We start from the raw sequence: 12141 nt of genomic DNA on the forward strand, positions 1-12141 counted from the left end.
CATTACCGGTGAATCTGTCTCTCAAAGCCAAAATCCTGTTGCTGACCGTACTGCCACTGATTGCGCTGTCACTGACCATCAGCTGGATGTATCAGCGACAGGCCAAGGAGCTGGCGCAACAACAGGTCGATATTTTTGAAGAAAACCTGATGGCCAGCCGCCGCGAGGCGCTGAAAAACCACGTTCATCTGGCCATGAATTCCATCTCTCCAGTCCTCGAACAACTCGACGGCGGCCTTGAACGCTCGATTGCCGAATATCAGATCAAGCATCAACTGCGGGGTATGCGTTATGGCAGCGATGGCTACTTTTTTGCCTATACCCCCGATGGCATCAATCTGGTACACCCCACCCAGCCGAATCTGGAAGGACAGGATCTGATTGGTCTGCAAGATGAAAACGGTCAGTTCGTCATACGTGATTTGCTCAATATCGCCAAAGCTGGCGGCGGCTATTACCAGTACCTTTGGCGTAAGCCGACCGATGGCAACGACGTCAACAAACTCAGCTATGTCGTCCAGATCCCGGAATTGGGATGGATGATGGGTACCGGCCTGTATGTTGACGACATTGCCAAAGAAATTGCCCTGATGAAGCAAAAGGTCGCCAGCAATGTGCGTAACAGTGTCTGGGCTTCAACCATTTTGCTGATTGTCACCCTCTCGACCGTGGTGCTGATTGTCACCCTGGTCAATATGCACACCACCCAACTGGCCGATCAGCACTTGCAACAGCTGGCCAACCGGTTTGTGACCTTCCAGGTGATACAGCGGCGTCATTTTGCCCGAGAATTACACGATGGCATCAATCAACTGCTGGTGTCGGCCAAATTGCGGTTGAATCTTGCCGACAAACAATGGCCAGATCGCCAAGCGTTGGAGCATCAAACCAAAGCCGTCGAACAACTGAATATCGCCATTCAGGAAATCCGCCGCATCTCCCATCACCTGCGCCCGGTGTTGCTGGATGATCTGGGACTGGAAGCCGCGTTACATGGCCTGCTGGATGAGCTTGAAGAACAATCCCACATCGATACCCGCCGCCGTATCCGGCTGCCACGGGAACGCCTGCCCGATGCCATAGAAATGACCCTCTATCGCGTCGTGCAGGAAGCCATTACCAATATCCGCAAACACGCCAGAGCAACCCAGGTCACCCTCAGTCTGACCGCCAGTTTTCAGCAACTGGTACTGACCATGGGAGACAACGGCTGCGGTTTCGCCAGTGACGAAGATGCCAGCGGTATTGGCCTGATGAACATGCGCGAACGGGTCGAGCTACTAGGAGGAAAGTTTAGTGTTCGCAGTCGACGTACCAAAGGTACACTCGTGAAAGCAGCTTTTCTACTCAACCCGGAGCCGGAACTGGCGCGGGGCCCAGTACTCAGCAAGGAACCCAAATGAACATCACCCGCGCGCGTCCGCCTATTCGTCTGTTGATCGCGGACGATCATCCGATGGTGAGAGAAGGACTGAAGGTCAGCCTGGAGAGCGAACACTTTATCGAAGTGATCGCCGATGTCAGCAATGGTCAACAAGCACTGGAGCAGGCGGCCTTGCTGGGGCCAGACGTGGTCTTGCTGGATATTTCCATGCCAGTTATGGGAGGCCTGGAAGCCTGTGAGTCCTTTCGCCAGCGCTTGCCGGAAATTCGCCTGCTGATTGTCACCATGCACGATAACCGCGAATACATTCTTAAAGCCGTACAGGCCGGTGCGGCAGGCTATGTATTAAAAGACGTACCGACCGAAGAGCTGCTGCTGGCAGTGCAGACGGTCTTCCAAGGCGGCACTTACTTCAGTTCCAGCGTGGCCAAAACCCTGTTCAGCGAATTTGGCACAGCGCCAGCCCGGCTATCCGCAGGCAGCCATGGCCAACAGGCACTCAGCCCCCGCGAAACCGACGTACTGGCCTTACTGACCGAAGGCATGGGTAACAAGGAAATCGCCAGCCAGCTGAGCATTTCGGTACGTACCGTGGAAGCCCACCGGCTGAAGATCAAACAGAAACTGGGCATCAACAACTCCGCCGGTCTGATTCGTTACGCCCTCGATCACGGTATAGGCAAACCCGTATAAACCTGTTCGTTAGGCTGCCCAACGGCAGCCTGACGCTCACGAACGTTCAGTCAATACCCCAATCCTCTCTTATCCTTGCTGTCAACAAGACACACATGCTGTTACCTACTCTGCGGTTATATCGACGACTGACTAATCAATAACCAGCCACCAGTCATCGCCTGTCGCATAAGGTCTTATTGTTTTGCCTGTATCAAAAAGCGCCATCACATCGTGAATTGCCCAACAATCCACGTTCGTGAACTGACGCACATCTCATACATCAACACCCGCTTATGCTGCGGTCGTAACTTCCTAAAAGTTAACGACCAAAGGAGATAGGGTTCATGGATCAGTTGAAATTTGTCAGGTTAAGGAAAACACTTTTGTCACTTGCCATTGCAACTATAGGAACACAAGCACACGCCAGCCCCAACTACGGCGAAGCGCTACAAAAATCCATCTATTTTTACGAAGCCCAACAAGCCGGTGAGTTACCTGCCTGGAATAGGGTGGAATGGCGCGGCGATTCTACCCCTGACGACGGTGCCGACAACGGCGTTGATCTGACCGGCGGCTGGTTTGATGCCGGCGACCACGTCAAATTCGGTTTGCCGATGGCCGCTTCCGCCACCATGCTGGCTTGGGGTGTGATCGAAAACCCTGCAGCCTATAACCAAACCGGTCAAATGGTTCATATCAAGAACAATCTGCGTTTTGTCGCTGATTATTTTGTGAATGCCCACCCGGCACCCCATGTGTTGTATGGTCAAGTTGGCACCGGCTCCAGCGACCATGCCTGGTGGGGGCCTGCCGAGGTAATGCATGCCACTTCAGGGGCAGCATCAACCCGTCCCTCCTACGCCATTACGGAATCCTGCCCTGGCTCCGATCTGGCTGGCGAAACCGCCGCTGCACTCGCCGCTATCGCCATGGTATTTGCCAGCGACGACCCAGCCTACTCGGCCACGCTGCTGACCCATTCAGAACAGCTGTACGACTTCGCAAAAAACTTTCAGGGTAAATATTCCGATTGCATCACCGACGCCCAGTCGTTCTACAATTCCTGGAGCGGTTATCAGGATGAACTGGTTTGGTCTGCGGCCTGGCTATACAAGGCCACCGGTAACAGTACCTATCTGGATAACGCCAAAACCGACTACAACCAGCTCGGCACCGAAGGCCAAAGCAGCAACAAATCCTACAAATGGACTCAGGCCTGGGACGACAAGTCTTACGGCTCCTATGTGCTGCTGGCGCAGCTGACCGGCGAAAGCCAGTACCGGGCCGATGCCGAGCGCTGGCTCGATTACTGGAGTACCGGCTACAACGGTGAGCAAGTCCCCTACACCGCCGGTGGCCTGGCACAGCTGGATCAATGGGGTGCCAACCGCTATGCGGCTAATACCGCCTGGGTCGCACTGGTGTATTCGGACTACCTCAAATCCATTGAGCCATCCAACAGCCGCATCAACAGCTACTACAACTTCGCCACCAGCCAGCTTGAATACCTGTTGGGTGACAACCCGATGGGTCACCCCTACCAGATTGGTCTGACCTCGTCAGGGCCACTCAACCCGCACCATCGTACGGCCCACGGCAGCTGGGCAGATAACATCAGCACCCCGATTCAAAGCCGCCACCTGCTGATTGGCGCACTGGTCGGTGGGCCAGCCAGCGGCGACAGCTATACCGATGATCGTACCGATTATGTTGCCAATGAAGTTGCCACCGACTACAACGCCGGTTTCACCTCGGCGCTGGCACGTCTTTATCTCGATTTTGGCGGTGCGCCCATTGCCGAGAGCGAATTTCCACCCGCAGAAGTACGTGAGACCGAGTTTTTTGTTGAAGCCAAGGTTAACGCCAGCGGCCCCCGCTTTGTCGAGCTGGCCACCCAGGTACATAATCGCTCAGCCTGGCCTGCCCGTATCAGCAATACGCTGACGATGCGTTACTGGGTTGATCTCAGCAGCGAAATCGCCGCAGGATATGTCGCAACAGATGTCACCGTTTCGACCGCTTACAGTCAGGCCAGCGCTATCAGTCAGCTGACGCCATGGGGTGACCCATCTGACAATATCTACTACGTCGACATATCCTTTGCCGGTATTAATATATTCCCCGGTGGCCAGTCGGATGAAAAAAAAGAAGTGCAATTCCGCTTGTCGCTACCGACCAATACCAACGACAGCGACTGGGATAACAGTGACGACCCGTCTTGGGACAACTACACCAGTGCGCTGATCAACGCCCCAAAAATCGCCCTTTACGACGCCGGGGTACTGGTTTGGGGAGCCGAACCAACGCCAGCCTGTGGTGCTGACACCGGTATCAACTGTATTCCATCCGCGACTGCAACCAGTACGACCACACCATATGAAACAGCCGTTAGTATCAGCCTCAGTGGCAGTGATGAAGATGGCAGCATCAATGGCTATCAACTCGATACCGCGCCAAGCCACGGCAGCGTAACCGTCACGGCAAGCAGCGCCGATTACACTCCCGCCAGCGGCTACTTTGGCAGCGACAGCTTCACCTATGTGGTTGTCGACGACCAGGGGGCCAGCTCAACCCCTGCTATTGTCAGCATCACGGTGGAAGAACCTATTGTGCCAGCGGTCAGCATCAGCTCCCCGGTGGATGGCAGCGATATTATTCAAGACAGTGATTTTGTCCTCAGCTTCGACATGTCCAATGTCGATTCGGTCGAGATTCAACTCAACGGCGGCGTCGTTGCCAGCGCCAATGCCAGTGGCGCTGTGACCCTGACTGCTCCGTCAACCACCGGCAGCTTTACTGTCTCCCTGACCGGTCTTGATGAAAGCGGTACAGCGACTGGGGCCAGTGCCACACTGACACTGAATGCCATCGTCGCACCGCCCAACAGTGCCCCCGTTGCCGCGTTCAGTGTCAGCAACAGCTTCCTGAACATCAACCTCGACGCCAGTGCATCTACCGATGACGATGGCGATACGCTGACCTATCAATGGGATCTCGGCGACGGCAATAGCGCTTCTGGTGTGACCAGCAACTATAGCTATAGTACTGCAGGTAGTTATGACATCACCCTGACCGTCAGCGATGGCGAAGACAGCGATACCTCGACACAAAGTGTCACGGTAGCCGAAGCCCAACCAGGCAGTTTTGACTGCAGTATCGGCACCATCGACGAATGGAATACCGGTGCCGTATTCAACGATATCGTCGTCACCAACCTTGGCGACAGTGCCGCTGCCTGGACCGTCGTACTACCCGTCAGTGGCGCAACCAGTATCGCCAACAGCTGGGGAGCGAGCGTGGCACTCAGCGGCAGCGATATCATTGCAACCGGTGGCAGCCTGGCAGCAGGTGCAAGCTACAGCTTCGGTTTCCAGCTGGCTCATGATGGCAACTTCAGTTCCGGCGGCTGTAACGATGCATCAGGCACGACAGGCACCGATACTGGAACGGATACAGGTACGGATACCGGCACCGAGACAGGTGATACTGGCACAGCCGCTTGCAGCTTCACTATTGAAGATGAGTGGAATACCGGCTACACCGGACGTGTCGACCTGACCAATACTGGCAGCAACAGCATCGATGGCTGGGCCGTCAGCTGGAGCTTTACCGATGGCAGCACCATGACCAGCGGTTGGAACGCCAGCTTCAGCGGCAGCGATCCGATCACTGCGATACCCGTCTCCTGGAACAGCAGTATTGCACCGGGAGCAACGGTCTCCTTTGGTTTTCAGGGCGACAAAGGCAGCAGTGGCGCACCCAGCGTGACGGTCACTGGCGACATTTGCCAATAAACCACTAACACAGCCGAGCAAGCCCCCGCGATTGCCATCCGGTGTTTATCACCGGGTGGCTTTTTTGAATTCACGCGTTGTCCCCTCAATGCGAAGGCTAAGGCAGAGTATGAGGGTACTATCAAACGCAGTCATTGATAGCTGTGCCCATGAGTACTTGCGAGCAACTCCGTGCGAAGTATTGGCACGTTTCGGAACTGACCAGCTACCCTGATACGATTGGTGCGGACTGAATCTGACCCAGTAGCTCGACCATGCTGTGGTAATAATAAGACACCAGATTCGGCACCCATTTTTCCTGATGCCCCACCAGGCGTGGGCGAATAAACTGGTAACGAGCCTCCAGTTTGGTGACCAGATCCTTTGATTGGGCCGTTTGCCTGATGATGGTTAATTCCTTTTCTATTTCCGTATCCAGCAATTCCATAATGTCTGGCCGGCCATCCATCAACAGCATATTAATCGAACTGAAAGTGCCCGTTTGATAAACCAGATTCTGCATCGACAAATACAGCGCCATACGGGTTTCCGGGGTATTCGCCTTGTCGTGAGGCTGTAATAGCTGTTCCAGCCGGGCATGGTTTTGAACAACTTTATTGATCCAGACTGGCCGCATATGAGCGTATTCGTCAGGTTCTGCCTCCAGCCGTTTAATTGATTTGATCAGATTATCAATCGGCTGACTCAATTCATTACCATAGGACTGTTTGGCAGCCCATGCACGAACGTCTTCAAATGCCTCCCAATACTGTTGTTGCAAACCAGGGTCGCGGTTTTCAAAGCTGGAATTAAAAAACATCAACAAGTTACTGAGGCCATTTAACGATTGCAATCGGGCTTCTGTTACCGAGTTGATCCGAGCCTGAACAGAGAGCGGTGTCAAAGCCGCCGCTAATGCCAGCGTCCATACCACCAGCCAGGATTTAATCGAATTCATGGGACTACCTCAGTTTGTTATTTTTATTGGAGAATCCACACCCAGAAAAACCCTGAGCCCTCGGTGCAGCGCTGGCACCAAGGGTCAGGGTTCATTCAAAAGGTATTCGGGGTGACAGCCATGAACTTGCAGACAGGCTGAATCAGTCTATTGCTGCGAAGGTTTGCGCACACCAGTCGGCGATAAAATCACGCATAACCGTGCCGTTATCGGCACCGCAGTGTTCAATTTCGAAATCTTCTGGCGTGAATACGCGGATATCACACTTGGCCGCGTTCACTGCCTGCTCTTGGCTGCGATAGGCGTCCGATACTGGCACCTGACGATCGCCTTGGCCATGAGTGATCAGGAACGGCATATAAATCTTCTCGATCTGCCCGTCCAGCGTGATGTTGTCGCAGTACTTCATAAAGGAATCGATATTATCATGGCCCCAGACCCACATTACGTGATCCCAATAATGCGGCACCGGATTTTCCCCTTCACGCTGCTGGCGACGGTGTTGCAAATCGCCCCATAAATGGTTGGCCCCCATCACCGCACACAAGGCAAAACGCGGCTCGTTGGCGGCTGCGCGAGGAGCGTAATAACCACCCAGTGACAAACCGAACATACCGATTTTGTTCTCGTCCACATCGGTACGAGACGCCAGATAGTCATACGCCGGAGTGGCCCAGGCTTCGCTGTTATAAACCGCTGTCAGGCCGCGCTTGCGCAGCGCTTCGCCAGTTCCTGGCTGATCCACAAACAGGGTGTACATGCCACGTTCGAGGTTCGATTCCCCATGGCCCGCCATATAAACCTGTTCTTTCATGGAATCCAGACCGTTACAGGACACCAGCGCCGGACGTTTGATGCCGCTGCCATCGTGGACAAAAATTGCCGGGTAATACGTATCGCCGTAGGGGATTTCAACAAAATCGATGTGCAGACCCCGGCATTGCACGTACTTGCGGAACAACTCCAGACCTTTATCGTAAGCTTCCCAGCGTGGGGCGTAATCCCGCGACTGCATCCGCTCAGCCGACAGGTAATAACCAAAGGCACGACCATACTTGGTGCCCGCCGACAGGGTATAACCAGCGGCTTCATCGGCTGCGGCGTTTTTAGTGACTTGATCGGCCACTGCAATCCAGCTGTCGAACAACAGCGCCGTGCCCGCGTCCTCACCCTTCGCTGCCGCTTCCTTGATAGGACGAATGGCAACGTCCACCTCACCATGGTTACCACCACACACCAACGCCAGGTTGGTTTGCAGGTTCCAGACGTAATTCCCCGGGAATGGTTCAAACATAGAATTCTCCTCATGGCCCAGCAGTTATCTGCCAGCCAATAGCCAAGACCTGAGCGTCATCAACCCGGAGTGGAATAGCAACCACCGGTAATACGGAAAGATGACGCCCTGCGTTAAATCAGCAGACGCGTGTATCCGAACCGGCGCTTAAAAAGGAAATAAAGCGCATTGTTATTGTTCTCATACCAGCGAGTTGCAGATGCCGGCACACCGGCATCGTCAGTTACAAGGACAGGCTAACGAGGATACAGGTATCGGTGAAATCGTTTGATTCCATGGGAGGTATCGACAAATCAGGACGAAAAAAGCAAGCCGACACTGAGCCACTGGCCATTACGCAGCCACAGGCCGTGATAGAGGAAGGTCCAGATAACTTGCAACTTGATCAGCGCAACTTGAAGCCGATGCCAATGGAGTTTTGCTTGCGGGTATAGTCCGAAAGCGTATTCATGGCACCAAAATGCGCTTTGATAAAAAACGGAATTTCCAGGTTATTAGCCGGAATCCACGGCAGCATCAGGTGAATGTCGTAGGAATCCGTTCCCAGCCCCTGATCGCCAATCACCCACTCCACCCCCAGTTCCATTTCCGGAATGGCGGTAAGCGGGGTTTTGAAAGGTTTATTCAAGACCAGATTCACCCGGTCGTAATCATTGATGCGCAGCCCGCTGTTGGCCTGCTTGCCCCAATAGACCTTGGAGTCGTCAGTGAAATAGAGCTTGCTGCTCACCCAGAAACTGAAACAGGACAGCCGACTGCTGCAATCATCGTCATCAGCATCACGCCCAACCGTATTAAACTTGCCCTCCAGTGACAGGTAATTGGCACTGCGACTGATCGAGTCAAAGTATTCGTAGCCGCCACTGTCCAGCTCAACCTGGGCAATGTATTGGCCATAATAGGGCGACGCCGGATTGTTATATGTCTTTTTGGCGCTGATTACCTGACCATTGGATCGGTGTTCCACGCTGACATTGAACCACTCCAGCGCCGTATCGCCCCAATACACATCGCGATAGTATTTGCGATAATGAAGCGCCGGATTACTGATCCGGTTAATCACCGGGCTGGATGGCCGGGTAGCGGCATAAAAATCAAATTCGCCGGTATAAGAAAAGAAGGCTTCCCAGCGGTTGCGATAATTTTCCAGACAGTCTATTTCCGGCACTGATTTTTTGCCGTCGCCGGCATTCAACAGTTTTAGTGGCATGCAGTGGGGTTTGGTAAACAGGTATTTAAACGAGTAATGGGCTTCTATTGAGTTGTCGTCTTTATCCGTCACCTGAAACAGCGAATAATTCGGCCGGTAGGCCATCAGTCGACTTTTTTTGACGTCGCACAAATCCGGACGCTTGCTGCACGCCCGCAGAATTTTTTGCTTTACCAAATCGTCCTTGCTGCACAATGCCTGGGAGCGATAGCAATCGGCGCTGACCTTTACATCTTCATAAACACCCGCAAACGAACGGGTAACAACCAACAGCAATAATATCAGTCCGAGTAAACCTTTGCCTACGCCGGGCATGTTTGATCTCCGATAATTCAAGGTAAGACGGCCTGCTTATACCAGCCTGGCAACCGACTGTAACAGCCGCCCACCAATAAATGAGCAGCATCACGCACTTATCTACCCGATCAACGGCATTGCTGTATTTGTCATGGGAGGGAAGCAACGCACGCTTTTCAACCGCCTGCTATAAGGCTGCTGCGTCTGTTTCGCCCGCCATTTCATTCATCATCCACTCCTTGAAGGCTTTCATGCCAGCCGTGAGCGGACGATTTTTGCGATACACCAGATAAAAAGCCTTGTGGGTATCCAGCTGAATATCGAAGGGAACGATCAGCCGCCCGGAGGCAATTTCACGGGAGGTCAACGTACTGTCTGCCAGAGCCACACCGAGGTTCTCCTGTGCAGCGGCGGTGGCCAGCTGGCTGCTCGACATCTGCAAGCTGCCCTTCGGCACCAGGTTGCCAACACCCGCCTGGTGCATCCAGTCTTCCCATTCCCACTTGCGCTTGCTGACGTAAATCAGCGTATGACGGCGTAAGTCATTGGGTTTTTCCAGTGGGTATTTGCCGCTCATCAGCGACGGACTGCACACCGGCACCAGCATGACCTTGCAGAGGAAGTGGGTTTCGATGTCGTCCCACTCGCCATTACCGTAATAAATGGCAATATCGGTGCTGACGCGATTGAAATCGATCAAACCTTGCGAGGCATTGATTTGCAGCTCGATATCCGGGTACAACTCCTGAAAGCGGGACATATGCGGCATCAGCCAGCGAGTCAGAAAATTGGGTGCCACGCTGATCTGGACAACATTGGTTTCGTGGCTGCTGGTGAGTCGCTGGGTCGCGACTTCAATTTCATCCAGCGCGTGTTTGATGCCGTTGAGGTATTGCTCTCCTGCCGACGTCAGCTCGACTTTACGCTTGTTGCGGCTAAACAACTGAACGCCCAAGTATTCTTCAAGTGTTTTGATCTGGTGACTGACTGCCGATGCAGTCACAGCCAATTCCTCGGAAGCGGCAACAAAGCTGGACTTTCTGGCCGATGCTTCAAATACTCGCAAGGCATTCAGTGGCGGCAAACGACGCATCAAGGTTCCTGAAGGATGAGTTTATTTCAGCATAATGAGTGTAATACGGCGTCTTTTCAACCATCAATACGACTCTGTTACAATCACCCCCTACTCCGTAACCACTCTGAATCTGCCGGTTTTATGAATCCCCATCCGCTACGTTATTTGTCGGCCTACTCCAGCGACGTCCAGCACCAGGCCAACCAGCTGCTGAATAGCAACCAACTCGGCAGCCTGCTCAAACAGCGCCATCCACAGGCCCACCAGCTGTCGTCCGGGTTACTGTATGACTATGCTCAAGATCTCAAAAACCGCTATATGCGTTCGTCGCCACCGATCAGCAAAGTAATTTACGACGACAAAATTCATGTGGTTGAGCACGCCCTGGGGCTGCATACCTTTGTCAGCCGGGTGCAGGGAGGCAAACTGAAGGCCAAAAACGAAATTCGGATCTCGACGCTGTTTCGCAACACCCCCGAAGCCTTTCTGCGCATGATTATTGTTCATGAGCTATCCCACCTGAAAGAAAAAGCCCACAACAAGGCGTTTTACAAACTCTGCCAGCATATGGAACCGGACTACTTCCAGCTGGAGCTGGATGTACGGCTGTACCTTTGTCACCGGGATTTATACGGCGATTTGTGGTGACAACCAGGCTGACATAGAGAAGCTGACATAGAGGGGCTGACCCTGACTGGTTCTGGCCGGTCAAAGTCGCGAATTGCGACTGTGCTTGTTTGCACAACACGCTTCACCAACAATAAGCAAAATATCCTGCTGGAATGACCATGGACACACTGCTCGACGAGCTAATTGCCATCGTAGCTTATCGTCATGCCGACCACCTGATGCCGGTACTGGTTGGCTACCTGGCGACGATTGTACTGCTGATAAAGCTGGGCGGACGGCAATGGAGCCTGATTTATGTGGCGCTGATTCCGTTTGTCAACTGGAGTTTTGGCTGGGCGCCCAACTGGCAACTACCCTTTGCCCCCGAGTTTGGTTTTAACCCTGTCACGGTAGTCACCGGCCTGGTACTGGTGGTGCGGGATTTTGCCCAGCAAGAGATGCAGCACCGGGTTCTGATCGCCATGGCGATTGGTGTTGCCTGGTCGTTTTATTACGCCAACCCGTCCATTGCCATCGCCTCGGCGGCGGCATTTGCCATTGCCGAGTTGCTGGATTGGGTACTGTTTACCTTTACCCGCTTCCGCTTGTCGACACGGGTTATGCTGTCCAGCTTGTTTGCCGCGCCGCTGGATACCACGGTGTTTCTGTTCGGTGCCGGATTCCTGACCTTGCCGAACTGGATTATGTCAGTGTTCGGCAAACTGCTGGGAGCTGCAGTGGTCAGTGCCATGGTGCGAGCGCATGAACAAAAAACGGCTGTCGCCCCAGATACTCCCCCGCATCCCTAACATGGATTACTGGCCTGTCGCTCTACCAGCAAGCCGGTATTTGGCGGAGCAACAGCA

At 53.6% G+C, this 12141-nt stretch carries 9 protein-coding genes; 5 read left to right on the forward strand and 4 right to left on the reverse strand.

Features of this window, described 5'->3' with window-relative positions:
* The first annotated feature begins 8 nt into the window (after positions 1–8).
* The 3 genes from WG929_RS06465 (at position 9) to WG929_RS06475 (ending at position 5853) form a co-directional block, all read left to right on the forward strand.
* On the forward strand, positions 9–1403 hold the full coding sequence (locus WG929_RS06465) for a cache domain-containing protein (RefSeq protein ID WP_416205378.1): 1395 nt from the start codon (positions 9–11) through the stop codon (positions 1401–1403).
* On the forward strand, positions 1400–2077 hold the full coding sequence (locus tag WG929_RS06470; RefSeq protein ID WP_416205379.1) for a response regulator: 678 nt from the start codon (positions 1400–1402) through the stop codon (positions 2075–2077). The genes WG929_RS06465 and WG929_RS06470 overlap by 4 nt, the downstream gene beginning before the upstream one ends.
* Before the next feature lie 365 nt (positions 2078–2442).
* On the forward strand, positions 2443–5853 hold the full coding sequence (locus WG929_RS06475) for a glycoside hydrolase family 9 protein (protein WP_416205380.1): 3411 nt from the start codon (positions 2443–2445) through the stop codon (positions 5851–5853).
* A 205-nt stretch (positions 5854–6058) separates the two neighbouring features.
* Here the strand turns inward: WG929_RS06475 and WG929_RS06480 are convergent, their stop codons facing one another.
* From WG929_RS06480 to gcvA, 4 genes are all read right to left on the reverse strand, one after another.
* Entirely contained in the window at positions 6059–6790 is a 732-nt protein-coding gene (locus tag WG929_RS06480; protein ID WP_416205381.1) for a hypothetical protein, read from the reverse strand.
* A 142-nt stretch (positions 6791–6932) separates the two neighbouring features.
* Positions 6933–8084, reverse strand: coding sequence for an alpha/beta hydrolase family protein (locus WG929_RS06485; RefSeq protein WP_416205382.1), 1152 nt, complete (start codon positions 8082–8084; stop codon positions 6933–6935).
* Between the two features lie 385 nt (positions 8085–8469).
* Complete coding sequence (locus tag WG929_RS06490) at positions 8470–9609, reverse strand: hypothetical protein (protein ID WP_416205383.1); 1140 nt, start codon at positions 9607–9609, stop codon at positions 8470–8472.
* Between the two features lie 169 nt (positions 9610–9778).
* Positions 9779–10684: a transcriptional regulator GcvA gene (gene gcvA / locus WG929_RS06495; RefSeq protein WP_416205384.1), complete on the reverse strand. Its 906-nt coding sequence runs from the start codon at positions 10682–10684 to the stop codon at positions 9779–9781.
* Between the two features lie 123 nt (positions 10685–10807).
* Here gcvA and WG929_RS06500 point away from each other — a divergent pair, with 123 nt between their 5' ends.
* Both WG929_RS06500 and WG929_RS06505 read left to right on the forward strand, forming a co-directional pair.
* Complete coding sequence (locus tag WG929_RS06500) at positions 10808–11314, forward strand: M48 metallopeptidase family protein (protein WP_416205385.1); 507 nt, start codon at positions 10808–10810, stop codon at positions 11312–11314.
* 140 nt (positions 11315–11454) lie between these two features.
* Positions 11455–12084 (forward strand): VUT family protein, encoded by a 630-nt coding sequence (locus tag WG929_RS06505; RefSeq protein WP_369854539.1) that lies wholly within the window; start codon positions 11455–11457, stop codon positions 12082–12084.
* The last annotated feature ends 57 nt before the right edge of the window (positions 12085–12141 follow it).

The sequence above is a fragment of the Oceanobacter antarcticus genome (assembly GCF_044962685.1).
In the GTDB taxonomy this organism is placed as follows: Bacteria; Pseudomonadota; Gammaproteobacteria; order Pseudomonadales; family Oceanobacteraceae; genus Oceanobacter; species Oceanobacter antarcticus.